Origin of the sequence: Haloferax elongans ATCC BAA-1513, from assembly GCF_000336755.1 — an archaeon.
GTDB classification, from domain to species: Archaea; Halobacteriota; Halobacteria; order Halobacteriales; family Haloferacaceae; genus Haloferax; species Haloferax elongans.
In genome coordinates this window covers 160,610-184,665 of record NZ_AOLK01000021.1, presented here as the reverse complement: position 1 = coordinate 184,665, position 24,056 = coordinate 160,610, and the positions used below count along the sequence as shown (strand labels likewise).

Genomic DNA, 24,056 nt, shown 5'->3' with positions numbered 1-24,056 from the left:
GTAGTCACCTGAGTCGCGAGCGAATTCGATGGGCAATCATCTTCGCGATGACGCGCGGTCCCGGCGGCATCATCCCGAGGTCTCGTGCGATACCCATCAGATTCACCATGTTCCACTGCTCGACGATGCGGTCGTCTTCGACGCGGAAGACGAAGAACGTCGGTTGCTCGAATGACTTCCCCGTCGGAACGAGATTCCAGTACGCCTTCTGCGGCGTCCCGCGCGTGGTCATTCGAAACATCACCCGGTCGTCCTGTGCGAGGGTGTCTTCTATCGTCATATGCCAATTCGGTACCGCATCGCGGAAGGCGAGCAACTGGTCGACGAGCACGTCCCGGCCCTCTCGGACCTCGTCGACGCCTAACTGGTGTGAAACCACGTCTGTGTGAAGTGTGTCCGCGGCGACTGCGCGGTCTCCGGTGTTGATGAAGTCCTCTACGTACCGACGACAGAGTTCGACGTTCTCGGTGGTCGGCGCGATTGATTCGGATGCCATAACACCCAATACACAGTGTTTAGTGTTAACAATTCACAAACATTCTGTGAAACGAGAGTACCGCGCTGTGCGAGTTGGCACTGTTCAAAAAGAGAGCCGAGACACCCGGCCAGTTCGTCGGCTGAGTGGTCCGGACAGTTAGTCGGCCTGCGGGACGGGCGCAGCGAGGTCGATTTCTCCGGCGTCGAGTTCGGCTTCGACTTCGCGGGCGGCCGTGACCATGTTCTCCATCTTCTGATAGGCAACCTCGCGGGGGAGGAGTTTCACACCACAGTCGGGCGAGATGGTGAGTTTCTCCGGCGGGACGACCTTCAGCCCTTGCTTGATGTTCTCCTTGATTTCTTCGACGGTCTCGACCTCGGCGGTGTGCACGTCGACGACGCCGAGTGCGAGGTCGGGTTCGAACTCGGGTTCGGTGAACACGTCGATTTGCTCGTAGCCGCCGTTGCACAGTTCCACGTCGAACTCGTCGATAGGGTAGTCGTTGAGTTCGGGGTAGATGCGCGAGTAGTCGCCGTAACAGACGTGGAGACCGACGCGAACCTCGTCCGGGACACCCGAGACGATGCGTTCGAGACACTCACCGACGATGGCGTGGTCGTCGGGCGTCGTCGCCAGCGCGGGTTCGTCGATTTGGATGTAGCGCGCGCCCGCCTCGACGAGTTGCTCGATTTCCTCGTTGACGAGGTCAGCAAGCGCGTACGCGAGTTCTTCCTCGCTGTCGTAGTGTTCGTTGAACGACCAGCTCGCGAGCGTGTACGGCCCCGTGATTGGAACCTTGACGGGTTTCGATGCCACGTTGCTCGTGAATTCGAACTCGTCGACGAGCCACGGTTCGTCGTACTCGACTTTGTCGATTACCGAGGGCTTGTCGAAGTAGTTGTGGCCCCAGACCTTCACCGGCCCGTTGAACTCGTAGCCAGGAATCCGATGAGCGAAGAACTCGACCATCTCGTTGCGGCGCATCTCGCCGTCGACGACGGTGTCGAGGCCGGCGCGTTCGTGTTCGTGCGTGATGACGCGACAGGCGTCGTCGTGCGCCTCGTGGAGGTGTTCGTCCGTGAACTTCGAGTCGGGGTCCTCCGCGAGGTCGGTCGCGCGGTTGAGCCACTTGGGCTTCGGATACGAGCCAACGACGGTGGTGAGCAGGAAGTGCTCGTTGTCGTGGTTCTCTGGGCGGAACTGCTCGCGATTTTCGACGTCGCGGCTCATGCTTCCACCTCCACTTCCGCGTCAGCGACAGCGGCGAGCGCACTGAGTTTCTCGGTCGCACGGTTCTCCGGCAGGTAGAACAGTTCGGTGTTGGAAGTCACGTAGGCGGTGTCGAACGTCTGGCTCTGTACTTGGTCGAGGGTCCAATCGACGCGCTCGCGGACCGTCTCGGGGCTCTCGACGAGCGTGTTCTGTCCATCGACGAGGCCGAGTGCGATGTCATCCTTCGTGCCGTACTCGTTGATGTTGTAAAGCGTCTGGTCGCGGTCGCCAGCGACGAAGTCGAAGCCGAGCGCGTCCACGTCGGCGTCCATCAGGTGGGCGTAGACTTTCTCTTCGAGTGCGCCCCAGTACGTGTGGACGACCACGTCGGCGTCGGTCGCACCAGAGATGGCGGAGATTGCGTCCGGCACCCGCGCGTCGATGTCCTCACCCGGCGGCGAGAACACCAAGGACGGTTCGAGGAGGAACAGCGTCTCGTGGGAGGGGAACGCGTCCACCTCGTCGGCGAGGAAGTCGCCGACTGCGTCGAGGAACTCGGCTTCGTCGCCGTAGTGTTCGTCGGTCGCGAGTTCAGCCAGCGTGTACGGGCCGGGGAGGACCGCCTGCAGCGACTCGTCGTCGCCGAGGAGGTCGGCGGTGGCGTCCAGTTCGGCCGCGACGTCGCCGGAGAAGGTGAGTTCGCCGCGGACCTGCGGGTCGCGGTAGAAGTTGTTGTTGTCGTAGTAGCGCACGATACCGCCGGTATCGACGTTCTCGTGGACCGTCAGCGGGTGCGCGAGCATGTCGTCCCAGCGGAGTTGCCCCTCGACGACGCGGTCGAGGCCCGCGTCGACTTGCTCGGAGACGACTTCCTCGCGAGCGCGGTCGTACGCCGCGACGATATCGGCCCCTTCGTTGCCGGAGATGAGGTCGTGTTTCTGGTGGCCTTTCAGGTCGGAGAGCTCCTGTTTCGCCCAATCCGGGAGCGGATACAGTCCCGGTGTGGTCGAGACGAGTTCGGTCATCACTCCTCGTTTCGAAATGACGGGCTATAATATTTCCTGTATCAACAAATGCACCAGAGTTATTTTAGTGCGAGAACGGTCAGCGTCTCGAACGGATATGACTCCTGGACGACGACCTCGTGAGAAAAGCCGTTTGCCTCGGCGCGGTCGAGTACGTCGTCGTAGCCCGAGAGGCTACTGACGAGAAGCAGCGCCTCTCCCTCCGGCTTGAGAACACGTCCGACCGCGTCGAGGAAGGGGTCGATGACGGCGCGCCCGTCTTCACCGCCGGTGAGCGCCGTCTCCATCCAGTCGTCGCGCTCGGCGTCCGGGTCCGCCGGGAGATACGGCGGGTTGAACGCGACGGCGTCGAACGAGTCGTCACGAAATGGACTGACGAGGTTTCCGCGAACGACCTGAAAGCCGCGTTCGCCCTCTTCTCGGAGCGCGGCGGCTCGCTTTGCTGCCTGTCGGCACGCGTGGGGGTTCAGGTCGCTCGCGACGACATCGGCGTCGGTCTTTCGGACGAGTTGTTCCGAGACCCACCCAGACCCAGTTCCGACTTCGAGGACGCGTCCCGAGACGCGCCCGACTGCGGCCTTCGCGAGCAGTCCAGAGTCCTCCGCAGGCTGGTAGACGGTGGTGTTCACACCACGGCGGTCTGCGAGGTCAGTCATCGGCTGTCCTCCGGGTTCGCATCGGCTTGTCCCGCACTGGAGTCTGCTTGCTGCCCGTCTGACTGCTGGCCGTTTCTCTCCGCGGGCGACTCCGACGGCTCCGTGAGCCGAACTGGTCCGGTCTGCTCACGCGACGAGAGTTCGCGCTGCGGGAACGGTATCGTGATACCCTCCGATTGGAACTCCTCGTGAATCGTGCCGATGACCGCCGTCTGTGCGCGCCACTTCCGGCGGGCGCTCGGTCGGTCTATCCACGGGCGAACCCCGAGAACGACTGCGGAGTCGGCAAAGCGCTTCGCGACGACCTGCGGCTTCGGAACCGAGAGTACTTCGTCGAGGTCTTCGACCGCCTCCTGTGCCACCGTCGCGGCCCGTTCCAAGTCGGTACCGTAGTCGACGCCGACCTCGACGTCGAGACGGAGACGACCCTTTCGACTCCGGTTGACGAGGCTCTCGGAACTCACCACGTCGTTGGGAATCATGACGTACTCGCCGTCGAACGTCTGGATGCGGGTGTTCACGACCGTGATTTCGGTGACGATACCCTCGTGGTTTCCGACTTCGACCCAGTCACCGATTTCGAACGGGCGCGAGAACATGAGGACGAAGCCCGCGATGAGCGCGCCGAGTGTCTGTCTGGCCGCCATCCCGACCACGATACCAAGGAACCCGGCACCGACGAGGAACCCACCGAGGTTCGCCTCCCAGACGCCGAGGATACCGACGATTGCGACGAGGTACGTCGCGACTTGCGCGAGTCGGTAGATAATCTCCCGCTGGTGGTCGGATATCTCTGGGCGGGTACTCGCAATCTCTGTGATGAACCGCCCGAGAACCGACGTCAGCACGTACGCACCGACGAGGAGAATCATCGAGAGAACAACCCGGACGAGCGCCTGCGTATCGAGTCCGTACTCGGCGGCTATCGTGGCGAACTCTTCGCTGGTCGGCCAGATTGCGACGAGTAGACTCCCACCGGCGACGACAACAGTGAGGCGAAAGAGCGTGACAGCGAGGTGCCACAGCAGCGACGACAGCGACTCGACGTCCCGGTCGTGGAGTCGAGCGGAGGACCGCCAGACTGCCAGTATCGCGACGACGAGGAGGACGCTAGCCACGATTCTGGCTTCGAACGACGAGAGAATGGTGGCGAGAGGCGTCTCACCTTGAAGGAGTGTGAGCTCGGACGCGGCGGCTGGAGTGTCGAACACAGGGGTGAACATAACCTACAGGCCGACGTCGGCGGCGAGTTGCGCGAGTTCGGCGAATTCCGCGGGCGCCATGTTTCCGGCGCGCTTTCGAAGGACGTCCTCGTCCGCAGCCTCGACGACCGCGTCCGGGTCAGAGAGCCCGGAGATGTGTGGCGTGTTTCGAATCCCGTTTCGGATGGTCTTTCGACGCTGTGTAAACAGCGCCTTCACGAAGTCGAGGAAGAACTCCTCGTCGTCGACCTCGTAGTCGGGCGCGTGCGGTTCGATACGTACGATTGCACTCTGCACAGCGGGTTGTGGGTCGAACGCCTCGCGAGGCACGATTTCGCAGACGTTGACGTCGCCGTAGTGCTGTGCACTCACCGAGAGGCGGCCGTACTCCGAGGTGCCGGACTCGGCGGCCATGCGCTCGCCGAACTCCTTTTGAAACATGAGCACGAGCGGCTTGCCTTCGGGGAGGAGACGGAACGAGATTTCCGAGGAGATGCCGTACGGGAGGTTCGAGACACACGCCGAAAAGTCGGGGAGGTCGATTTCGAGGGCGTCGCCTTCGAGTACTGTGAGGCGACCGGCTTCGACTTCCTCAGCGAACTCACGGCGCAGGTGGTCGGCGAACGTTCGGTCCTGTTCGACGACGGTGACGCGGTCTGCCACGTCGAGCAGCCGGTCCGTGAGGACGCCCGGTCCACCCCCAATTTCGAGGACGTGAGACAGGTCGGTGTTCTCGGGGAGGTACGTCGGGATTCGGTCGACGACGCGGTCGTCGACGAGGAAGTGCTGGTCACGGTCGGGGTCGCCGCTGGCCCCTGCACGTCGGATGAGCGCGTCCGGGTCGCGCGCGGCGTCTCCGTGGGTCTGGCCACGTCCGTCGCTCGTCATTGCCAGCAGTAACAGGCGGGGGCGGGTAAAAGTCCCGTTCCAGCTATTGGTCGTTTCGCACGAACGTCTTGTACTTCACATCGTCGTCGTGAAGTTCGTCGATAATGCGCTCGACGACGACTTCTTTCGGGTGATGAAGGCCAGAGACACGCTCTTCGAGGTCTTCGAACGACTCGAAGGGGCCGTAGCGCTTGCGCTCTTCGAGAAGCTTGTCTCGGAGTTTCTTCCCGATTCCGGGGAGGAGATTCAACTGGTGGAGTCGGAGCGTGATAGGTTGGGCGTCGTTGTAGAAGTCGACAAAGCGCTTCTCGTCGGCGTCGACGATGTCCTCGACGACGTACTCCAACTCGGAGGAGGCCGTATTAGAGAGGTCGCCGAACGACGACTCCGCGACGCGCTGCACCAACTCGCGGTCTGCGGTCGGTGCGATAGCGACGCGGTCGCCGATGCTCACGTCGGCGTCCTCTTCGAGTGTCAACTCCAAGAGCTGGAAGTTCGTCTCACCGAGTGCGTACGCTATCGGAGCCGAATCGAATCGCCGGTCGTCGTTTCGACGCCCATGTCTGAGTACGTCAAGCAAGACAGCGTACTCAACCGTCGCATCGGCGTCACCGCTCTCCGAAGCTGTCATGCAAGTAACTACGGTGAGCCGATATTTAAATAGTTGGCCGCGCCGTCGCGCGGTCAGACGTACTTCGCGACGACGTTGAGAATCTCGTCGAGTTCGTCGCCCGACAGCGCGTAGCGCTGCTGCGCGTAGACCGCACGGAGTTCGTCGCGGTTCTCCGGGAGGAGGTCCGCGATTTTGATCGCCGTCGGTGCGTCGACCTTTTCTAACTCGGCGAGCTCCTCGACGAGTTCACGAGATTCCTCGGGGTCGAGGTGGGCAAACCGGTTGACGTGCTCGATTGCACGCGCCAGCTCGTAGCGCATTTCGCGCTCTTCGTCGGCAGCGCGGTCGGCCTCGACCTCGGCGAGGAGTTCTTTGACCTCTGAGATGGTCAGATACTCCTCGTCGAGCTTCTCTTTGAAGATGGTCATCGCTTACTGTTGGGCGCGCAGATGGGCAGGCCGGACGATGACGGTCTTTTTTTTGCCGCCATCGTTGATCTGGACCTTGAATGCGCGACCCTGCTTACCGACGACCTCACCGGTGAGGCCGTTGAAGCGCGGGTGGAAGCGGCCTTCGCGCACGCTCGGGTCGAGGTTGAGGTGGACCTTCTGACCCTCGTCGAATTCGGCGATAGAGCGCTGCGGCGGAGAGGTACCGCGTTCACGTGGTTTGTTCGAAAGCTTTCCTCGCGTCCCCTTCATCGGACCGTTGGAGCTCGGCATAGTCGTGAGAACGAGTACTTGCGTCGCCGTTATAAATTGCACGTTACGAACCGCGCGTGTGGGCGAGGCGCGTGGTCGTGCCACACCGTGATTGGCGAGTGGTGCCACACCGTAGTCGGCGGGTCGGCAGCGCAGTGAGAGGGACGGACTTAACCCGAGTCGGTGCGGCCGTTCGCGTATGGCTGAAGACGAGCGACACCTCGAGACGCGCGCTATCCACGCCGGACAGGAACCGGACGAGGAGACAGGGGCGCTCATGACGCCCATCTACGCGAACTCGACGTACGCACAGGACGGCCCCGGCGACCACCGCGGCTACGAGTACTCGCGCACTGGCAACCCGACGCGGACCGACCTCGAATCGAATCTCGCAGCCCTCGAAGGCGGCGAGTACGGCCGCACCTTCTCCTCGGGGATGGGCGCAATCAACACCGTTCTCAACCTGCTCGAAGCGGGCGACCACGTCGTCGCCGGCAACGACGTCTACGGTGGGACCCACCGCATCTTCACGCAGGTCTATGAGAAGTACGACCTCGAATTCGACTTCGTGGAGACGACCGACCACGACGCTGTCCGCGACGCTGTCCGCGACGACACCGAACTCGTGTGGGTCGAGACGCCGACGAATCCCCTCATGCGCGTCAACGACATCGAAGCGCTGGCTGACATCGCCCACGAGGTCGATGCGCTCTGCGCTGTCGACAACACCTTTGCGACGCCGTACCTCCAGCGCCCGCTCGAACACGGTGCAGACATCGTCTCGCACTCGCTGACGAAGTACCTCGGTGGCCACTCCGACATCGTCGGCGGCGCGCTCATCACCGACGACGAAGAACTCGACGAGGAGATTGCGTTCTACCAGAACTCGGTCGGCGCGACGCCATCGCCGTTCGACTGCTTCCTCGTTCTCCGCGGGACGAAGACGCTCCCCGTTCGAATGGACCGCCACTGTGACAACGCCCGCGAACTCGCTGCGTGGCTCGACGACCACGAGGCCGTCTCTGAAGTCTTCTACCCCGGCCTCGACTCGCACCCGCAACACGACCTCGCAGCCAAGCAGATGGATGACTTCGGCGGCATGCTCTCGTTCGAACTCGACGGCACGCTCGACCAAGCGTCCACCGTGGTCGAGGAGACAGAGGTGTTCACCCTCGCAGAGAGTCTCGGTGGCGTCGAGAGCCTCATCGAACAGCCAGCAGCGATGACGCACGCGGCGATTCCCCGCGAAGAGCGCCTCGAAGCTGGCCTGACCGACGGTCTCATCCGAGTCTCTGTCGGTATCGAGCACGTCGATGACATGAAAGCCGACCTCGAACAGGCGTTCGACGCCGCATTCTAAGGGACGCCACCCTCTTTTCGAATTCTTTAGACGCGGTCTAGAAGTCCTGTAAGTCTCGTATTCGGTTATTTTCGCGGAGTGGGAACCCGAGTAAGGGTTATTGAGTGTGAGGGACAATCACTAGCTATGTCTCAAGAGTCCGTGTCCGTGAGTGGAGAGATGCTACAGAGTCAACAGTCTACGGAGCCGGCCGAACACGTCGACGTGGACTCCGACGAACACGCAGAGTCGAGCCACAAGGCCGAACAGTTCGGCATCGGTCTCGCAGTCGGACTTCTCCTCGGAGGTATTGGTGGCGTCATCGGAGGGTCGTTCCCGGTAGTGCTACTGCTCGGGCTCTCGCTTGGCGTCGTGCTCGGTGTCTACATGATGGAGCGCAGCTGAGCACCGTCGCGAGTCACGAGACACACCGAGCCAGACCAAAAATCGGCGCGGTGCAGTCGCTCTGCGGCATGGAGTTTTTGAAAAGGTCGGACGTCAGTTCAGATACGGCCGACGTTTTCGACAGAGACGCTTTCGACACCGTCGACTTCGGTGAACGCCTCTTCGACAGCTTCGGTGCCACCGGCATCGTCGGGGACGATGACCGTTGGCAGGAGGGCAACGAGACCGAACGCGACATCGTCGCGCTCGAAGCCCTTGATCTTGGCTCCCTCGGGGAGGGAATCTTCGAGCTTGTCCTCGAGGTCGTCGAGGTCCAGCTCGGGGCTGTTCGGCATAACCTTGATTTTAGCAGCTACTTTTCCCATCGTTATGGACCCAGGAAACTGCAGTCGGGGCACTCGTAGAGGTTACTCTGCTTGCGGCACTTGGAACAACGCGAAATCTCCGTGCCACAATCCGGACACTTGAACGTCGCAGCGCTCATGCCGGCAATGTTGATGCCACAGGACACGCACTGGTGAGCGTGTCGCTGTTCTGCCTCGCTCATACGATGACTAACCGAGGCGCGACTTTTAACCGTTGTCTTTCCGGGTCCCAATGGTGTGTCGAGGTCACATGCTTCCCGGCAGAGATGCCCTCATCCGAGTGCGAGCGGCGTCACGAGAACGCACATCAGGTGGACACGCCGACATCCGAGTCGCGGCGGAAGGTGTCCGACGGCCGCAGCGACGACGAGGACCACGACGCCAACGACGCCTGCGAACGCCCACGACAAGGCGACGAGGAAGACACAGACAGCCGCGACGAGTCGCCGTTGGTCAAGTCGCCCGACGAGTGCCAACACCCGGTCGCCGAGCGTTGGAACGAGGAGAGCCCCGGAGACGCCCGCGACGAGGGTGACGGGGAGCGCAACCGAGAGTCGCGATGGGAGGTCGGCCGCCACGAGTGCCACGAGTGCCCCAGTTCGCGGCGTCCCCAACCCGGCTAACGCGAAGAGCGCGAACACTGACGTCGCTGTCGTCGCGGCACTCGTGGCTACGACGTACGAGCGAGCGGCCGTGTCTTGGTCGGCACTCGGCAGTGCAGCCAACGCGAGCGTCCCCGCGACGCCAGCGGAGACACCCGGCAGGTACCCGACGAACGCCCCACCGCCGCTTCCAGCGAAGACACTCCGCGCGAGCGTGGCCGGAGATATCGCAAGCGCGGCATCCCCCTGCGGCGGCACTCCCGAACCGTCCTTCGCGTCGAGGAGGACAGGAACACCGAACAATCCGGCGAACAGCGGGCTCAAAATGCCGCCGACCGGAAGCGGCCCACTCGTGGGCCAATCGAGGACAGCGACTCCCAGTACCGACGCTGCGACGATGGTGACAATCGCGGCCACTCGCGCTCGCGTCGACGCTTCGGTCCACACCAGTGCGACGACAACTGCGAGCAAAACTGCCCAGAGGTGCTCTCGAACCACTGGGTAAACCTGCGTCGCTACCTCTGTGAACGGGACTGCGATGGGAACGGCGAGACACAGCGCGATGCCGCTTCCGACAGCGGAGAGCCGGAGGGCTTCGCGTCCGCGCCCGCCGAGGACGAGTCGGTGCCCCGGCAGCGACCCGGCTGCGAGCCCAGCGTCGGGGACGCCGAGTGCGAGCGACGGGACGATGTCGAGGAAGGTGTGGACGGTCGCGGCCGCGAGGACTGCTGCTGCGACGGCCGTCGGTGGGCCCGGAACGCGAGACGCGACACTCGCCACGAGGAGTGCGAAGGCGTTCGCGTGAAGTCCCGGTACGAGCCCGGAACACGTACCGAGGACGATACCCACGGCGACACCCGCGAAGATGGGTACGTCCGGGCCGAGCATGTCCCACATCGAACCGCGATGGGACCGGCTTCAGGTATGAATCTACGCCGTGGGTCGGCACAGACTGCGGCGAGCGCTGTCGCTCTGTGCGCAGCGTCGAAAGAAATCAGAGTTGTTCGACGATTACGCCGCGTGTGCGGCGGAAGACTCGTGGTGTTTAACCGAAGAGCGCGCCGAGGCCTTCGCCGTCTGCCTCTTCGTCTTCGTCGTCGCCTTCGTCTTCGTCGGCAGCCTCTTCTTCGGCTGCGTCGGCTTCGTCGTCGTCGTCGTCAGCCGTCTCGACTTCGCCACCAGCGCCGCCCGCAGCGGGAGCGGGGGCAGCGGCGGCCGTCTCGATGGCCTCTTCGATGTCGACGTCCTCGAGCGCGGCGACGAGCGCCTTGACGCGGGACTCTTCGACATCGACACCGGCAGCGTCGAGCACTGCGGTGATGTTCTCTTCGTTGATCTCTTCGTCCGTCTCGTTCAGGATGAGAGCAGCGTAGACGTATTCCATTGTTGTGTTCCTCGTAGTGTGTTGTTAGAACAGAGATCCGAGAGCGTCGCCTGCGTCTTCGTCGCCGTCGTCATCGTCGGCGTCCTCGTCAGCGTCGGCGTCGGCTTCGTCGGCCTCTGCGGGTTCTTCGTCAGTCGATTCTTCTTCCTCTGCGGCGGGCGCGCTAGGCGCGGAGACGCCGCGGAGTTCCTCAGGGAGCGCCTCTTCGTCGTCGATCTGTGCGGCGAGCGCCCGAAGCTGGGCGTCTGCCTTCGAGACGAGTTCCGGCATGAAGTCCGGACTCTCGATGTTCGCGAACAGACCGACGGATTTGGCTTCGCCAGTCGCCTTCGCGATGAGCGTCGGCGCGGTCTGGGCGGTCGGGTAAACCGCGTTGACCGAGAGGTTCGTCGCGGCGGCGACGGCCGACTGGATGTCGGCGCGGTACTCGTCCACGTCGATTTCGAGTTCGTCGGGTTCGAACAGGACGCCTTCGGAGAAGACGCCACGAAGGTCGAGACCGACCTCCTTGGGTTCGATACCGAGTTCGGCGAGGACGTTGGAGAGTTCCTCGGAGACTTCCTCGCCCTCGTCGAGGACTTGGGAGTCTTCGGTCACCTTGATGGAGCCGTCCATAATGCGCGCGGACGCACCGACCTGCTGGAGTTCGCCAACGAACGGACCCGGGTCCACACCCGTGTCACCCTCGGGGATGACGATGTCGTTCGGTGCGACCTCACCAGCGTTGATGGGCGCGGGCGTCTTCGACGCTTCGAGCTCCTTGAACAGCGCGAACGGATTGTCGTTCGTGCCGATGAGCGCCACCTGTCCGGCGACGTACTCTTTGAGTCCCTCGAATCCGTCGTCAACTTCGTCGAGCGCGCGGTTCACGAGCGTGTTACGGCTCATGCGCACCTGGGCCGAGCCGTGCAGCTCGCGGCGCATGGCCTGGAGCTGTCGGCTCGGGATGCCCGCGACGCCCACGACGCCGACGGATTCGTAGCCTTCGATGAAGTCGACAAGTTCGTCGACCTCTTCACGCTTCCACTGAGGGATCTCTTCCGTCTGTCGCACACCGGACTCGCTCATGCGGGCACCTCCACGGATGGGCCCATCGTGGTCTTCACGAAGACCGAGTCGATGTTCAGGGGACCCTTTTCGAGGGTCGCCTCGAGACGACGGATGATGACGTCGATGTTCTCCGCAATCGAGTCAGGATCCATGTCGTCCGCGCCGACACGCGTGTGGAACGTGCGTCGGTCGCGGGAGCGGAGTTGCACCGTGTTCTTCATCCGATTCACCGTCTCTGCGACGTCGTCATCAGGCTGAAGCGGGGTCGGCATCTTACCGCGGGGACCGAGGACGGTACCAAGGTAGCGACCGATGTCCTGCATCAGTGCTGCCTCGGCAACGAAGAAGTCGGTCTCGTCGGCAAGGTCCTTCGCCGCATCGGTGTCGTCACCGAGGTCTTCGAGCTCGTCGGGCCCGAGAACCTCGTCGGCGACACTCTCAGCTTGGAGCGCGGTCTCACCGGTCGCGAACACCACAATCTGGGTGTCTTGGCCGGTGCCAGACGGGAGCACGATGCTCTCGTCAACACGCTTTGACGGGTCGTTGAGATCCAAATCGCGCAGGTTCACGGCGAGGTCAACCGTTTCGCGGAAGTTCCGCCCAGGTGCCTCGTCGAGTGCGCGAGAGACTGCGTCAACTATTGTATCTGCCATTATTCACCTCCGTAGTACGCAGGATTGCTCCTACGGGTCAGTGAAACAGGCTGCTGCCTGCCTCGTCCGGCAGGACGAGTAGGCTCGACTTAAGTCCGTCGAAGAATGGGCGTCGAAACGCCCGAATTCGGGCGTTTCGCGTGGCAAGAGACCACATGCGGACTGCGCAGCAGCTCGCCGCGACGTGGTGGAGAGGAGAAAACGGGTCGAGAGAACCGACCCGACGGAAAGGGCGATTCGACGCGGTCGAGACGATTATTTGTCGTCGAACTGGTCGTCGAACTCGCCGCCGTCGATACGCTCCTTGAACTCACGAGCGTCCTCGCCCTCGATGGTGACGCCGAGGGACGCGCACGTCCCGGCGACTTCCTTCGAGGCGTTCTTGAGGTCGTACGCGAGCAGGTCAGAAGACTTCTGCTCGGCGACCTTCTTCAGCTGTTCGATGGACATGTCGGCGACGAAGTTCTTCTGGGGTTCGCCGCTACCGGTGTCGAATCCGACTTCGTCCTTGACAAGAGCAGCCGTCGGTGGGACACCGACTTCGATAGAGAACGAACCGTCGTCCTCGTACTCGACGGTAACGGGCACTTCCATGCCGTCGAACGCTGCCGTCTGGTCGTTAATCTGGTTGACGACGTCCTGCACGTCGACGGGGGTCGGGCCGAGTTCCGGGCCGAGCGGCGGGCCGGGGTTCGCCTTCCCGCCGGGAACGAGTACTTCGATAGTTCCAGCCATACGTGGAAACACCGTGTGGCGACTTTTAACGGTTTTCTTTCGCCCGGAGTCGTGTGAGAAGACTACGCACGGCGGCGGTAGCAACTCCGTCGCGCGCGGTGGAGTCGGTTATACACCAGATAGCTCGGGTTGGGGTGTCCCCGTGTTACAGGACGACTCCGAGGGGTTACAGGTCGACACCGAAGGAGTCCACGTCGCCAGCGAGTTCCGCCATCGCTCCGAGGAGTGCTGCCACGTCGTCGAGGTCGTCGGTCGAGACGACTTCGACAGGCGTGTGCATGTAGCGGTTCGGGATGCCGATGTTGAGCGACGGAATGCCGGAGCGACTCGTGTAGAAGGCGTCGGCGTCGGTCCCGGTGTAGCTTCCGGCAGCCTGCAGTTGGACGTCGATGTCCGCCTCGGTCGCAGCATCGCGGGCGAGCGAAACGACGTTCGGATGGTTGGCGCTGCCGCGGGAGACGACCGGCCCCTCGCCGAGTTCGACCGGTCCCTTGGCCTTGCCCGGCACGTCCGGGTTGTCCGTCGCGTGGGTCACGTCCACCGCGACCATCGCGTCGGGGTCGAGGTCGTAGCCGACCATCTTCGCGCCCTGTACGCCGACTTCTTCTTGGACCGTACTGACGGCGTAGACCGTCGCGTCCACGTCGTTTTCGACGGCAGCGCGAAGCCCTTCGGCGGCCGACCACGTACCGACGCGGTTGTCCATGCCGTTCGCAGCGACACGGTCGCCTGCGAGGTCGCGCACTCGGGCTTCGACCGTCACGGGGTCGCCGACTTCGACGTAGTCCTTTGCCTCGCCCTTACTGGTCGCGCCGATGTCGACGAACTGCTCTTCGAGGTCGTCGTACTCCTCGCTCCCGACGTCGCGGAGGTGAATCGCGGTCTGACCGATGACGCCGGAGACGTCGCCGTCGTCGGTGTGGACCGTGACGTGCTGCCCCTTCGAGACGGTACGATCAGCACCGCCAATCGGGCCGATGCGAATAAATCCGTTGTCGTCGATGTCGCGGACGATGTAGCCAATCTGGTCGGCGTGGCCCGTAAAGGCGATTTCGGGGCCGGTTCCGGACCCTTCGTGGACGGCGACGGCGTTTCCGTAGGCGTCGACCGTCACGTCGTCGGCGAACTGCGAAACGTACTCGACCCACACGCGCTGGCCGTCGGTTTCGTAACCAGACGGGCTGGGGGTCGTCAGCAAATCGTCGAGGAAGGCACGGTGGTCTTCGTCCATAGAGAGACCTCATCGGTCGTCCGTGAAGAACACAGCGAAAGCGTACCGGGGCGACGCGATGGCCGGTCGTCAGTCTCGGCGGTCAGTCTCAGTCCCGCCAGCCAGTCGTCAGTCCCACCTGCCAGCCAGTCGTCAGCCCCACCGGTCAAGGCCCATATCCCGCGTTCGCCGCAACGACTATCTCGTTTGTCAGCGTAATACGAGTATGGCCGATTTTACCCTCTTCGAGGTGCACCTGCACGACGGATTCGAGTTCAGCCCGACCAACCGCGCGCCGCTCATGGGCGCCCAAGACGAATCAGATGACGAGTACGACGTGGAGTTCGAAGACGACTACGAGGCCGAATACGAGTCGGAGTCCGAAGGTGGGTCCAAGATGGGCCTCCTGTTCGGTCTCGTCCTCCTCATCGGCATCGCTGCGGGCGTCCGCTACCTCCGCGGCGGAGGCGAAGACCTCGACGAACTCGCCGACCTCGACGACCGCGAGGAAGTCGAACTCGGTGCCTGAGCGCGCGTCACACCCTCATTTTGTTCGGTGGGCGATGCCGTAACACAGTGGCGACACCGGTCGGATACGCTTAAGCGAGTCCCACAGAAAGCCCGGAACATGACCGTTTCGAGCGCCCCCGGCAAGGTGTATCTCTTCGGGGAGCACGCCGTCGTCTACGGGGAACCCGCCATTCCGTGCGCCGTAGAGCGACGCGCGACCGTCTCCGTGACCGCCCGGGACGACGACCACGTTCGCGTCCGTGCCGAAGACCTGAGTCTCAACGGCTTTACCGTCGAGTACAGCGGTTCGACCAGCGACCGTCCAGACGTGGACGTTCCCGCCCCCCTCGTCGAGGCGGCGGTCGGCTACATCGACGCGGCGGTCGAACAGGCACGAGACGCCGCCGACGCGCCCGACGCTGGCTTCGACATCACCGTCCAAAGTGACATCCCACTCGGGGCTGGCCTCGGCTCCTCTGCGGCCGTCGTCGTCGCCGGAATCGACGCCGCGACCCGCGAACTCGGCGTCGAACTCTCACCGCGCGAGATTGCTGACCGCGCCTATCAGGCGGAGTACGAAGTCCAAGACGGACAGGCCTCGCGCGCAGACACGTTCTGCTGTGCGATGGGTGGTGCCGTCCGCGTCGAGGGCGACGACTGCCGAACCATCGACGCGCCCGCCCTCCCGTTCGTCATCGGCTTCGACGGTGGCGCGGGCGACACCGGCACGCTCGTCGCAGGTGTCCGCGACCTCCGCGAGCAGTACGACTTCGCCGCCGACACCGTCGAGACTATCGGCGATATCGTTCGCCGCGGCGAGACACTACTCGCCGACGCCGACCCGGACGAGGACCCGTCCGACGAGTTTCTCTCCGAACTCGGCGGCTTCATGAACTTCAACCACGGGCTCTTGGAAGCGCTCGGCGTCTCCTCGCGCTCGCTCGACTCGATGGTCTGGTCGGCCCGCGAGGCGGGTGCACACGGGGCGAAATTGACTGGTGCGGGCGGCGGCGGCTGTATCGTCGCCATCGACCCGACGCCAGAGACGATGACGGCGCTGCGATTTACACCCGGATGCGAAGATGCGTTCCGCGCCGAACTCGCGACCGAGGGCGTTCGCGTCGAAGAACCGCCAGAGACTGCCGACCCAGCAGGAGACGGCGACTCGTTCACGGAGGAGTCGGCGTGAGCCTCGTCGTCCTCAAACTCGGCGGGAGCGTCGTCACCGACAAGGACGAGCCAGAGACGGTGGATGACGCTGGTCTCGCGGCCGCTGCCGACGCAGTCGCTTCGCTCGCCGAGACCGGACAGGTCGTCGTCGTCCATGGCGGCGGGAGCTTCGGCCACCATCACGCGGCCGAACACGGTGTCTCTTCGGAGTCTGGGACCGACAACGCCCGTGGCATCCGCGCAATCCACGACGCGATGAAGGACCTGAACGACGCCGTCCTTGACGCCCTCGCCGACCGCGACGTGGCCGCGCTGCCGGTCCACCCGCTTTCGGCCGGTGCCCGCGAGAAAGACGGGTCGCTCTCGCTGTCGCTTTCTGCCACCGAGGCGATGCTCGACGAAGGGTTCGTCCCGGTCCTCCACGGCGACGTAATTTCTCACGCCGAGAAGGGCGCGACCATCGTCAGTGGCGACGACCTCGTGGTGTCGCTGGCAAGCGGACTCGACGCCGACCGCGTCGGCCTGTGTTCGACCGTCCCCGGCGTGCTCGACACCGACGGCGACGTGGTTCCCGAAATTACGGCGTTCGAAGACGTATCCGACGCACTCGGCGGGTCGGACTCGACAGACGTGACCGGCGGCATGGCCGCCAAGGTACAGAAATTGCTCGCGCTCGGTGCGCCCGCGCACATCTTCGGCCCGGATGGACTATCTGCGTTCGTCGCCGGTGAGTCACCGGGGACTGTCGTGCGCGGCGAATAGGCGCAGAACCGTCGTTCGCGGGTCGCCGTCAGTCTTCGGCTAGAATTCGAGCACCATTCCGTCTTCTGCGACCGCCACGTCGCCGTCGAAGTGGGTTTTCACGCTCTCGACGAGTTCGTCTGTCACGCGGTCGGCGTGTGGGTAGAGGTGCGTGAGGTAGACCGATTCGATGTCGCTACCGGAGAGTACTCCGCCGAGCGCACTCGGCGTTGGGTGGTTCGACACCTCGATGTCGTCGGGGAACGAACAGTCGTGGACGAGGACGCTCGCGCCGTCGGCGAATTCGACGAGTCCCTCGAACGCCTCCGTGTCGCCGGAGAAGACGAAGTCCTTCTCTCCTTTCTCGTTCGTGAACCGGTAGGCGAGCGTCGAAATCGAGTGACGTACCTCGTAGCCCATAGCGTCGAATCCGGCGATGCCGAACTCGTGGGGGCCGACCTCTCGAATCTGGAGGTCGAGTTTGCCCTTCATATAGTCGTGTACGTCGAGTAGTCCCTCGACGAGTGCCTCGGTCCCCTCGGGGCCGACGATTTCGAGGTCGTCTTCGCCAGCCAGCCAACGAGCCTTGATGAGCGGCATGAGGTCGGAGACGTGGTCGAGGTGGTGATGCGTGAGGAGAACCGACGAGATTCCTTCGTATCCGACTTTAGTCTCGGCGAGTCGTTCGAGGACACCCGAACCACAGTCGACGAGAACCGCATTCGTCTCAGATTCGAGCAACAACCCGGTCTGTCCCCGTCCCGAGACGGGCATCGCACTCCCAGTACCGAGAAACGTGACGCGCATACGATATTATACCACGCTTCGTGAGATAGTACTTGTGTCCTAACCTACCAACGAACAATAATGATAAATTTGATATCATATAGGAATCATGTCGTGTGTGTAATTGTGTCTCGTATTCGCACACTACTTTCCCACGGTGTCTTCGCCGTTCTTGGCGTTTATGCAGTGGTATCGCTCGCATTCCTCATCGTCGCGCTTACTCCAGACCCTGGTGAGGCGTTCATCGCCCACCAGCTTGCTCGGACAGGGCAAGGAGACAAAATTGAAGCGAAACTGCAGGCGTACCGAGCAGCCCGAAATCTGGACAAGCCGGTGACAGTCCGCTACATTCGGTGGATGGTCGACATCACGGTGTTCGACTGGGGTCGCTCGCTCGCAACTGGTCGCCCCGTTCTCATGATGGTGCGTGACGGCCTCTCCTACACGCTCTCGTACGTCGTTCCCGGCGTCCTGTTCGGGACCATCGGCGGTATCTGGGCAGGACTGTCCGGGTCGCTCGACGACCAGTCGCGGTCGCGACGCGGCCTGTCAGTCATTTCGTACGTGGCCTTTGGCGTGCCAAGCTTCTGGCTCGCCGCGATGTTCCTCACCGCAATCGCGCCGGAGATATCTTGGTTCCCGGACATCCTCCCGACTGACGGGCCATTTACGCCCCAGACCGCGCTGTTTCTCGTTCCGCCCGCGATAATCGTCGCGGCGAACGTCTTCGCTGGACAGCTTAGGTACGCCCGCACCAAGGGACGGGAGTACTTCCAGTCCGACTTCGTCCGCCAGCATCAGGCAATCGGCATCAGTCGGTGGCGCGTCATGTGGTACGTCCTCCGTGTCGCCGCCGTACCGTTGCTCGCGGTGTCTCTGGCGGACCTCATCGCCATCCTCGTCATCAACATCTTCGTCATCGAATTCGTCTTCAACATCCCCGGAATCGGCCTGCTCACCTACCAGGCCATCCTCGACCGCGACATGCCGGTCGTGTTGGGAATGACGATGGTGGTCGCCCTCACCGGCATCGGTGTGAACTTCCTTCAGGAAGTCGCAAACACAGTTCTCGACCCGCGAATCGGTGACGATGGAGGTGCCGCATGAGCGACCTCCTCTCGGGCCGCTGGACCGGCAGCGACTCGGCAAACGGTCTCGGGCTGCGACCGATTGTCGTCATCGTCGGACTCGTGAGTTTCGCGGCGCTCGCGTGGTACTCGTTTTTCGTCGAGTCGCTGCCGTACCTCGACGGTCTCCGCAGAATCGACTTCCTGTTTATTGCAGCGCTGTTCCTGTTTGCCGTCTACGGCGTCATCCCATTGCTGGCCGAGCCGAGTCGGGCGAAGCCAGTCTGGGACTACGCGAAGGGACGTCCACTGGTGTTGTTCAGCCTCCTGTGGGTCGTCGGCTTCGTCGTCACCGGACTAGTCGCCCCGCTCTTCATCGAGCGGTCGTTCGACCTCGCCGCGACCCACCAGCCACCGGCCTTTACCACCATTCCGAGTACGTTCTCGAACGACTGTCTCGGAACCATCGCTAACGGGCGCTGTTCGGGGACGCTGGTGCATCCACTCGGAACGACGAGTATCGGCCGCGACGTGCTGACGCTCGCCCTCTTCGGGACGCGCGAGGCGCTCACGTTCGCGACTATCGTCGCGGCGCTGCTCGTTCCCATCGCGACCTTCGTCGGCGTCCTCGCCGGGTACACCGGCGGCTGGATGGACGAAGTACTAATGCGAATCGTCGATATCCAGCAGACGCTTCCAGCGTTCGTTATCTACCTCATCGCGAGCTTCCTCTACGGTGAAAGCCAGTTCCTGCTCGTCGCCGTCTTCGGGCTCACGAGCTGGGGGAGCGTCGCGCGAATCGTCCGCAACGAGACGGTCCACCTCCGGGCCAGCGAGTTCGTGTCTGCGGCGGTCGTGGTCGGCGCTGGAACACCGCACATCCTCCGCAACCATATCCTTCCGAAGCTCTCCGGCTCTATCGTCACTGCCGTCACGAGACAGATTCCGATGTTACTCCTCGTCGAGGCGGCGCTGTCCTACATGGACTTGACAGTCGTCACCACGGGGTCGTGGGGTGTGACGATTCGCACTGGGATGAATTACTTCCCGCGAGCGTGGTGGGTCTCTGCGGTTCCGGTTGTCGCGCTCTGTATCACAGTCGTTGCCTTCAGCGTGCTCGGTGATGCACTCCGGCACGTGTTCGACCCGAAGATGAGCGACTAGCCGAGGGCACAACCCTCATACCTACGCAGGCTAACCCCCACGCAATGAGCCAACGCGGCCGGTCCCTCCTCGCGTCGCGGGCCGATGACTACGACTTCGACCCCGAAGCCGTGGCTGTCGCCGACGAGGACGTACTCGGCCTCTTGGAACCCGCCGTCCAAGAGTGGTGGGTCGACCAGTTCGGCGAGTTCGTCCCCGGCAACGGCGGCTTTTTCACCCCACCGCAACGCGGGGCGATTCCCCTCATCCACGAGGAGCAAAATGCCCTCATCTGCGCTCCGACCGGGTCCGGCAAGACACTCGCCTCGTTTACGGCCATCATCAACGAGTTGTTCCATCGAGACCGCGAATCACCCGACGGTCTCGACAACTCGGTGTACTGTCTGTACGTCTCGCCCCTCAAATCGCTCGCCAACGACATCCACCGCAACCTGACCGAGCCACTGGGCGGAATCGCCGACATCGCCGCCGAGCGCGGCGAAACAATCGACATTCGCCACGCCATCCGCCACGGCGACACCTCGTCGGCAGACCGCCAGAAGATGCTCGACGAGACGCCGCACATCCTGAATACGACGCCCGAAACGCTCGCTATCCTGCTGAACTCGCCGAAGTTCAAAGAGAAACTTCGAACCGTCGAGTACGTCGTCGTCGACGAGATTCACAGCCTCGCCGAGAACAAACGCGGGACGCACCTCTCTGTCTCCTTAGAGCGGTTAGGAGACCTCGCCGAGTCGTCGCCGACGCGCATTGGCTGTTCTGCTACCGTCGAACCCCTCGACACTGTCGCGGAGTACCTCGTCGGCTGCGAAGGCGGCGAGCCGCGAGACTACGAAATCGTCGACACGCGCTTCGTCCGCGACTTCGACCTCGAACTTGAGTGTCCGACTGACGACCTGATTCGCACCCCGCGAAACGAGGTCCAATCGCGCTTTTACGACCGCCTCCACGAACTCGTCTCTGCCCACACGAACACGCTCGTCTTCACGAACACGCGCTCCGGGGCCGAGCGCGTCCTTCACAACCTCCGCGAGGGCTTCGACGACATCGACGAGACAAACTCCGGGTGTCACCACGGCAGCCTCTCGAAAGAGCGCAGGCAGGAAATCGAGTCGAAGCTGAAAGCCGGTGAGTTACAGGTCGTCACCACCTCGACGAGCCTCGAACTCGGTATCGACATGCCGCACATCGACCTCGTGGTGCAGGTCGGGTCGCCGAAGTCGGTCTCCTCGCTCCTCCAGCGCGTCGGCCGCGCCGGTCACCAACTCGGCCAAACTGTCGAAGGCCGGGTCATCGCCCTCGACAGGGACGAACTCGTCGAGTGCGCGGTCATGCTCAAGAAGGCCGAAGAAGGGTTCGTCGACCGCGTGTTCGTCCCCGAGAACACCTTCGACGTGGCCGCTCAGCACATCTACGGCATGGCCATCAACGAGATTCGCCCGGAGTCCGAGGTCCGGGAGACGCTCCGCCACGCGTACCCCTATCGGGACTTTTCTGACGAGGATTTCGAGCATCTGTTTCGCTACCTGACGGCCGACTACGACGGCCTCGAAGACAAGAACGTCTACGCGAAGGTCTGGCGCGACACCAACGACCCCCCGGACGGCGAGCACCACTACCCGGAGTACTCGGTCGGCGAACCCCTCGTCGGCAAGCGCGGGCGGATGGCACGCGTCATCTACATGACCAACATCGGCACCATTCCCGACTCCTTTACCTGCGATGTCGTCACCCGCGGGTCGGACGAGTGGGTCGGCACCCTCGACGAGGGCTATCTCGACACGCTGGAGAAAGGCGACGTGTTCGTCCTCGGCGGCGACAACTTCGCCTATCGGTACCGCCGCGGGTCGAAGGTGTACGTGGATAGAACCGCCCAGCGGCCGACCGTCCCCTCGTGGTTCTCCGAGCGCCTGCCCCTCTCGTACGACCTCGGACGGGAGATTGCGTCCTTCCAAGCCGAAATTATGGAGCGCCTCCAGTCCGGCGGCCAGCCCACGGTTCGCGCGTGGCTTCGGGACTTCCCGCTCGACGAAAACAGCGTCCGCGCTATCACGCGAATGTTCGACGAGCAACGCCGCTATGCCGGGGCAGAAAGCGTCTCGACCCCGGACCGCCTCGTCGTCGAAGAGGAACTCGACCGCGAGACGTACCGCCGACACTTCTACGTCCACTGCACCCTCGGCCGCCAGTTCAACGACGGCCTCTCGCGCCTCCTCGCGTACCACGCGGCTCGGCGAACCAACGCGAACGTGCAGGTCGCCGTCGCCGACAACGGCTTTTCGCTGTCGATGCCGCTGAACCGCAAAATCGACCTCGCGAGCATCCTCCGCGACCTCGACCCCGACACCGTGGTCGAAGACCTGCGGGCCGCACTCGGCGGGACCGACCTCCTGAAGCGCTACTTCCGCATCAACGCCACGCGCTCGCTGATGATTCTAAAGCGCTACAAGGGCTACGAGAAGTCCGCCGCCCAGCAACAAGTCTCCTCAGAGATGCTCTTGTCGTTCGCACAGAACCTAGACGACTTCGCCGTGATGGAAGAGACCTACCGCGAAATTCTCGAAGACAAACTCAACCTCGCAGCCATCGAGGACGCCGTCTCCGCCATCGCTGCAGGCGAGATGGAGGTCTTCGACCAGCAGGTCTCGACCCCAACGCCCCGAGCCTTCGGCCTCGCGACGCTCATGGCGAGTGACGTGGTTCTCGCCGAAGACGAGAGCGCGGCGCTCCGGGCGTTTCATGACCGTGTCCTCGACGAAATCGGCGAAGACGACGTCGAACTCGACGTGTCCTGACCAGCGGAGCTGCAAGCGTCGCCACTGCCGAAGTAGTCACACGAGAAGCGTGTTCAGCGCGTCCGGGACCACGAGAACGCGGCTCCCGTCCTCGACTGCGTCTTCGACCGACTCGCGGGCGTGCATGAGGCAGTCGTCGACGACATCGGGCGACGCCGAGTTCGTCACGAACACGTCGAACTCACGGAGGACGCGCGCGACGACGAACGCCCGTTGCGCGCCCGGTTCGTATCCCGCACGCATCGACTCGTAGAGCGATGCGGCATCCTCGGCGGTCGAGAGCGCGTCGTAGAACCGCTGTTCGCCGGTCCCCTCGCCCGCACCCTCGGGGAGCGCGGCGGGAACGACGAGTCGCCCGCCCTCCCGAAGCGGGTTGCGGTCGCCGAGGGCGACGTAGGTCGCGGCACGAGTCGCCTGATAGAGGTTCGCGTCTTTCGGCGCGCCTACGCCGCAGACGACTGCGTCGTACTCGTCTTCGATTGAGACCGAGAGCGCTTCGCGCGCAGTCTCGGCCAGCGACCGGACGACCGAGACTGGGTCGCCCGCGGCCGCGCCGAGGAACCCGTCAGGCCCTTTCGTCACGTTGAGACAGAAGTCCGGGCCACCGACGAGTCCGGCCCGGTCCAACGTCTCGCGGAAGGGGTTGCCGCGGACGCGACCCAGACGGACCCCGTCGCGCGAGAGCATCGTCGGGCCGTGTGTGTAGCGGATAATCGACTCCGACCCGGCACCGATGACGACGGTCTTCGCCCCGCCCGAAAAGCCTGCGTACTGGTGGGGTTCGACCATCCCAGTCGAGAGAACGATGTCGGCCGATGCGACGGCGGGGTGCACTGCGACCGGACAGCCATCGACAGCGCCGAGCGTGACTACCGAACCGGGGTCGTGATTCACCGCGAGGTCCGCGTACTCTCCGAGGCCGTCGCGGAGTTCCTCGTCGGTCATCGGGCGATGGAGGCCGAGGCCGACGACGACCGTGACGTTCTCGCGCGGGACCGGAAGATGGTCGAAGAGGACGTCCAAGAGCACGTCGTCGGGCGTGTCGCGAGTCACGTCCGTGACGACGATTGCCACGTCGTCGGTCGAATCGACCAGTCCGGCGAGCGGCGGGCCGTGGGGTGTCTCCATCGCTTCCTCGGCGGCGCTCCGGGGGTCGACCGGGTCGCCACCGGGCGGGCGAGCAACGTCCACGTCGCACGACGGGAGCGAGATAGAGAGCGTCCCGTCTCCGAGGGGGAGGTCCATGCCTCGGACTTCGGCAGCAGAAAGGTGAATCTGTCGGCAAGTCGATGTCTGGAGAGCGGG

Annotated in this window: 27 protein-coding genes; 8 read left to right on the top strand and 19 right to left on the bottom strand. The window is 63.4% G+C overall.

Features of this window, described 5'->3' with window-relative positions; genetic code table 11:
* Positions 1 to 4 precede the first annotated feature (4 nt).
* The 9 genes from C453_RS13765 to C453_RS13725 all read right to left on the bottom strand — a co-directional run bounded on the left by C453_RS13765 (position 5) and on the right by C453_RS13725 (position 6,796).
* Positions 5 to 496, bottom strand: a complete 492-nt coding sequence (locus C453_RS13765) for an ester cyclase (RefSeq protein ID WP_008325266.1) — start codon at positions 494 to 496, stop codon at positions 5 to 7.
* Between the two features lie 138 nt (positions 497 to 634).
* On the bottom strand, positions 635 to 1,708 hold the full coding sequence (locus tag C453_RS13760) for a methionine synthase (RefSeq protein ID WP_008325265.1): 1,074 nt from the start codon (positions 1,706 to 1,708) through the stop codon (positions 635 to 637).
* Positions 1,705 to 2,715 (bottom strand): vitamin-B12 independent methionine synthase, encoded by a 1,011-nt coding sequence (locus tag C453_RS13755; protein WP_008325263.1) that lies wholly within the window; start codon positions 2,713 to 2,715, stop codon positions 1,705 to 1,707. The genes C453_RS13760 and C453_RS13755 overlap by 4 nt, the downstream gene beginning before the upstream one ends.
* 59 nt (positions 2,716 to 2,774) lie before the next feature.
* Positions 2,775 to 3,371 (bottom strand): HemK2/MTQ2 family protein methyltransferase, encoded by a 597-nt coding sequence (locus tag C453_RS13750; RefSeq protein WP_008325255.1) that lies wholly within the window; start codon positions 3,369 to 3,371, stop codon positions 2,775 to 2,777.
* Complete coding sequence (locus tag C453_RS13745) at positions 3,368 to 4,594, bottom strand: mechanosensitive ion channel family protein (RefSeq protein ID WP_008325253.1); 1,227 nt, start codon at positions 4,592 to 4,594, stop codon at positions 3,368 to 3,370. The genes C453_RS13750 and C453_RS13745 overlap by 4 nt, the downstream gene beginning before the upstream one ends.
* A 3-nt stretch (positions 4,595 to 4,597) precedes the next feature.
* Positions 4,598 to 5,461: a 16S ribosomal RNA methyltransferase A gene (locus C453_RS13740; RefSeq protein ID WP_008325251.1), complete on the bottom strand. Its 864-nt coding sequence runs from the start codon at positions 5,459 to 5,461 to the stop codon at positions 4,598 to 4,600.
* Positions 5,462 to 5,504: 43 nt separating this feature from the next.
* Complete coding sequence (locus tag C453_RS13735; protein ID WP_008325249.1) at positions 5,505 to 6,092, bottom strand: DUF655 domain-containing protein; 588 nt, start codon at positions 6,090 to 6,092, stop codon at positions 5,505 to 5,507.
* Positions 6,093 to 6,145: 53 nt separating this feature from the next.
* Positions 6,146 to 6,502 carry an RNA polymerase Rpb4 family protein gene (locus tag C453_RS13730; protein ID WP_007543484.1) on the bottom strand — a complete coding sequence of 119 codons (357 nt, stop codon included), beginning with the start codon at positions 6,500 to 6,502 and terminating at the stop codon, positions 6,146 to 6,148.
* Positions 6,503 to 6,505: 3 nt separating this feature from the next.
* A complete protein-coding gene (locus tag C453_RS13725; RefSeq protein ID WP_008325243.1) occupies positions 6,506 to 6,796 on the bottom strand; it encodes a 50S ribosomal protein L21e in 291 nt (96 codons plus the stop codon).
* Between the two features lie 178 nt (positions 6,797 to 6,974).
* Here C453_RS13725 and C453_RS13720 point away from each other — a divergent pair, with 178 nt between their 5' ends.
* Together C453_RS13720 and C453_RS13715 are read left to right on the top strand one after the other, a co-directional pair.
* Positions 6,975 to 8,135 carry a cystathionine gamma-synthase gene (locus tag C453_RS13720; protein WP_008325242.1) on the top strand — a complete coding sequence of 387 codons (1,161 nt, stop codon included), beginning with the start codon at positions 6,975 to 6,977 and terminating at the stop codon, positions 8,133 to 8,135.
* 126 nt (positions 8,136 to 8,261) lie between these two features.
* Complete coding sequence (locus C453_RS13715) at positions 8,262 to 8,519, top strand: hypothetical protein (RefSeq protein ID WP_049907696.1); 258 nt, start codon at positions 8,262 to 8,264, stop codon at positions 8,517 to 8,519.
* A gap of 98 nt (positions 8,520 to 8,617) precedes the next feature.
* Here C453_RS13715 and C453_RS13710 read toward each other — a convergent pair whose 3' ends face one another.
* The 8 genes from C453_RS13710 to C453_RS13680 form a co-directional block, all read right to left on the bottom strand.
* Positions 8,618 to 8,884 (bottom strand): elongation factor 1-beta, encoded by a 267-nt coding sequence (locus C453_RS13710; RefSeq protein WP_007543492.1) that lies wholly within the window; start codon positions 8,882 to 8,884, stop codon positions 8,618 to 8,620.
* A 2-nt stretch (positions 8,885 to 8,886) separates the two neighbouring features.
* Complete coding sequence (locus C453_RS19615) at positions 8,887 to 9,066, bottom strand: HVO_2753 family zinc finger protein (protein WP_008325240.1); 180 nt, start codon at positions 9,064 to 9,066, stop codon at positions 8,887 to 8,889.
* Positions 9,067 to 9,156: 90 nt separating this feature from the next.
* Complete coding sequence (locus tag C453_RS13705) at positions 9,157 to 10,383, bottom strand: tripartite tricarboxylate transporter permease (RefSeq protein WP_049907695.1); 1,227 nt, start codon at positions 10,381 to 10,383, stop codon at positions 9,157 to 9,159.
* Positions 10,384 to 10,531: 148 nt separating this feature from the next.
* Positions 10,532 to 10,870: a 50S ribosomal protein P1 gene (gene rpl12p, locus C453_RS13700; RefSeq protein WP_008325238.1), complete on the bottom strand. Its 339-nt coding sequence runs from the start codon at positions 10,868 to 10,870 to the stop codon at positions 10,532 to 10,534.
* Between the two features lie 24 nt (positions 10,871 to 10,894).
* A complete protein-coding gene (locus C453_RS13695) occupies positions 10,895 to 11,938 on the bottom strand; it encodes a 50S ribosomal protein L10 (RefSeq protein ID WP_008325236.1) in 1,044 nt (347 codons plus the stop codon).
* The gene (locus C453_RS13690) at positions 11,935 to 12,573 is read right to left on the bottom strand and encodes a 50S ribosomal protein L1 (RefSeq protein WP_007543501.1); all 639 of its coding nucleotides are present in this window, start codon (positions 12,571 to 12,573) and stop codon (positions 11,935 to 11,937) included. The genes C453_RS13695 and C453_RS13690 overlap by 4 nt, the downstream gene beginning before the upstream one ends.
* A gap of 255 nt (positions 12,574 to 12,828) precedes the next feature.
* Positions 12,829 to 13,308, bottom strand: a complete 480-nt coding sequence (locus C453_RS13685; protein WP_008325235.1) for a 50S ribosomal protein L11 — start codon at positions 13,306 to 13,308, stop codon at positions 12,829 to 12,831.
* Positions 13,309 to 13,474: 166 nt separating this feature from the next.
* A complete protein-coding gene (locus C453_RS13680; protein ID WP_008325234.1) occupies positions 13,475 to 14,539 on the bottom strand; it encodes a zinc-binding metallopeptidase family protein in 1,065 nt (354 codons plus the stop codon).
* Between the two features lie 205 nt (positions 14,540 to 14,744).
* On the opposite strand from C453_RS13680, the gene C453_RS13675 reads away from it, so the two are divergent.
* The 3 genes from C453_RS13675 (at position 14,745) to C453_RS13665 (ending at position 16,960) form a co-directional block, all read left to right on the top strand.
* Positions 14,745 to 15,047, top strand: coding sequence for a hypothetical protein (locus C453_RS13675; RefSeq protein WP_008325233.1), 303 nt, complete (start codon positions 14,745 to 14,747; stop codon positions 15,045 to 15,047).
* Between the two features lie 99 nt (positions 15,048 to 15,146).
* The gene (mvk, locus tag C453_RS13670; protein WP_008325232.1) at positions 15,147 to 16,217 is read left to right on the top strand and encodes a mevalonate kinase; all 1,071 of its coding nucleotides are present in this window, start codon (positions 15,147 to 15,149) and stop codon (positions 16,215 to 16,217) included.
* Complete coding sequence (locus C453_RS13665) at positions 16,214 to 16,960, top strand: isopentenyl phosphate kinase (RefSeq protein ID WP_008325231.1); 747 nt, start codon at positions 16,214 to 16,216, stop codon at positions 16,958 to 16,960. The genes mvk and C453_RS13665 overlap by 4 nt, the downstream gene beginning before the upstream one ends.
* Positions 16,961 to 16,999: 39 nt before the next feature.
* Here the strand turns inward: C453_RS13665 and C453_RS13660 are convergent, their stop codons facing one another.
* A complete protein-coding gene (locus tag C453_RS13660; RefSeq protein ID WP_008325230.1) occupies positions 17,000 to 17,746 on the bottom strand; it encodes an MBL fold metallo-hydrolase in 747 nt (248 codons plus the stop codon).
* A gap of 60 nt (positions 17,747 to 17,806) precedes the next feature.
* Between C453_RS13660 and C453_RS13655 the strand changes: the two genes are divergently transcribed.
* From C453_RS13655 to C453_RS13645, 3 genes are read left to right on the top strand one after another with little or no spacing between them, the layout of a single operon-like run.
* Entirely contained in the window at positions 17,807 to 18,832 is a 1,026-nt protein-coding gene (locus tag C453_RS13655; protein WP_049907694.1) for an ABC transporter permease, read from the top strand.
* Complete coding sequence (locus C453_RS13650) at positions 18,829 to 19,956, top strand: ABC transporter permease (protein ID WP_008325228.1); 1,128 nt, start codon at positions 18,829 to 18,831, stop codon at positions 19,954 to 19,956. The genes C453_RS13655 and C453_RS13650 overlap by 4 nt, the downstream gene beginning before the upstream one ends.
* A 44-nt stretch (positions 19,957 to 20,000) precedes the next feature.
* On the top strand, positions 20,001 to 22,751 hold the full coding sequence (locus C453_RS13645; RefSeq protein WP_008325227.1) for an ATP-dependent helicase: 2,751 nt from the start codon (positions 20,001 to 20,003) through the stop codon (positions 22,749 to 22,751).
* A gap of 36 nt (positions 22,752 to 22,787) precedes the next feature.
* On the opposite strand, the gene C453_RS13640 is transcribed toward C453_RS13645, so the two are convergent.
* Complete coding sequence (locus C453_RS13640; protein WP_008325226.1) at positions 22,788 to 23,996, bottom strand: lactate racemase domain-containing protein; 1,209 nt, start codon at positions 23,994 to 23,996, stop codon at positions 22,788 to 22,790.
* Positions 23,997 to 24,056 lie beyond the last annotated feature (60 nt).

Coding starts and splice junctions, on each gene's coding strand:
- C453_RS13740 (WP_008325251.1), bottom strand. CDS start 5,461: ATGACGAGCGACGGACGTGGCCAGACCCACGGAGACGCCGCGCGCGAC.
- C453_RS13650 (WP_008325228.1), top strand. CDS start 18,829: ATGAGCGACCTCCTCTCGGGCCGCTGGACCGGCAGCGACTCGGCAAAC.
- C453_RS13705 (WP_049907695.1), bottom strand. CDS start 10,383: ATGTGGGACATGCTCGGCCCGGACGTACCCATCTTCGCGGGTGTCGCC.
- C453_RS13725 (WP_008325243.1), bottom strand. CDS start 6,796: ATGCCGAGCTCCAACGGTCCGATGAAGGGGACGCGAGGAAAGCTTTCG.
- C453_RS13675 (WP_008325233.1), top strand. CDS start 14,745: ATGGCCGATTTTACCCTCTTCGAGGTGCACCTGCACGACGGATTCGAG.
- C453_RS13730 (WP_007543484.1), bottom strand. CDS start 6,502: ATGACCATCTTCAAAGAGAAGCTCGACGAGGAGTATCTGACCATCTCA.
- C453_RS13695 (WP_008325236.1), bottom strand. CDS start 11,938: ATGAGCGAGTCCGGTGTGCGACAGACGGAAGAGATCCCTCAGTGGAAG.
- C453_RS13735 (WP_008325249.1), bottom strand. CDS start 6,092: ATGACAGCTTCGGAGAGCGGTGACGCCGATGCGACGGTTGAGTACGCT.
- C453_RS19615 (WP_008325240.1), bottom strand. CDS start 9,066: ATGAGCGAGGCAGAACAGCGACACGCTCACCAGTGCGTGTCCTGTGGC.
- C453_RS13750 (WP_008325255.1), bottom strand. CDS start 3,371: ATGACTGACCTCGCAGACCGCCGTGGTGTGAACACCACCGTCTACCAG.
- C453_RS13660 (WP_008325230.1), bottom strand. CDS start 17,746: ATGCGCGTCACGTTTCTCGGTACTGGGAGTGCGATGCCCGTCTCGGGA.
- C453_RS13645 (WP_008325227.1), top strand. CDS start 20,001: ATGAGCCAACGCGGCCGGTCCCTCCTCGCGTCGCGGGCCGATGACTAC.
- C453_RS13710 (WP_007543492.1), bottom strand. CDS start 8,884: ATGGGAAAAGTAGCTGCTAAAATCAAGGTTATGCCGAACAGCCCCGAG.
- C453_RS13685 (WP_008325235.1), bottom strand. CDS start 13,308: ATGGCTGGAACTATCGAAGTACTCGTTCCCGGCGGGAAGGCGAACCCC.
- C453_RS13760 (WP_008325265.1), bottom strand. CDS start 1,708: ATGAGCCGCGACGTCGAAAATCGCGAGCAGTTCCGCCCAGAGAACCAC.
- C453_RS13755 (WP_008325263.1), bottom strand. CDS start 2,715: ATGACCGAACTCGTCTCGACCACACCGGGACTGTATCCGCTCCCGGAT.
- C453_RS13640 (WP_008325226.1), bottom strand. CDS start 23,996: ATGGACCTCCCCCTCGGAGACGGGACGCTCTCTATCTCGCTCCCGTCG.
- C453_RS13655 (WP_049907694.1), top strand. CDS start 17,807: ATGATAAATTTGATATCATATAGGAATCATGTCGTGTGTGTAATTGTG.
- C453_RS13690 (WP_007543501.1), bottom strand. CDS start 12,573: ATGGCAGATACAATAGTTGACGCAGTCTCTCGCGCACTCGACGAGGCA.
- C453_RS13715 (WP_049907696.1), top strand. CDS start 8,262: ATGTCTCAAGAGTCCGTGTCCGTGAGTGGAGAGATGCTACAGAGTCAA.
- C453_RS13745 (WP_008325253.1), bottom strand. CDS start 4,594: ATGTTCACCCCTGTGTTCGACACTCCAGCCGCCGCGTCCGAGCTCACA.
- C453_RS13720 (WP_008325242.1), top strand. CDS start 6,975: ATGGCTGAAGACGAGCGACACCTCGAGACGCGCGCTATCCACGCCGGA.
- C453_RS13765 (WP_008325266.1), bottom strand. CDS start 496: ATGGCATCCGAATCAATCGCGCCGACCACCGAGAACGTCGAACTCTGT.
- C453_RS13680 (WP_008325234.1), bottom strand. CDS start 14,539: ATGGACGAAGACCACCGTGCCTTCCTCGACGATTTGCTGACGACCCCC.
- mvk (WP_008325232.1), top strand. CDS start 15,147: ATGACCGTTTCGAGCGCCCCCGGCAAGGTGTATCTCTTCGGGGAGCAC.
- rpl12p (WP_008325238.1), bottom strand. CDS start 10,870: ATGGAATACGTCTACGCTGCTCTCATCCTGAACGAGACGGACGAAGAG.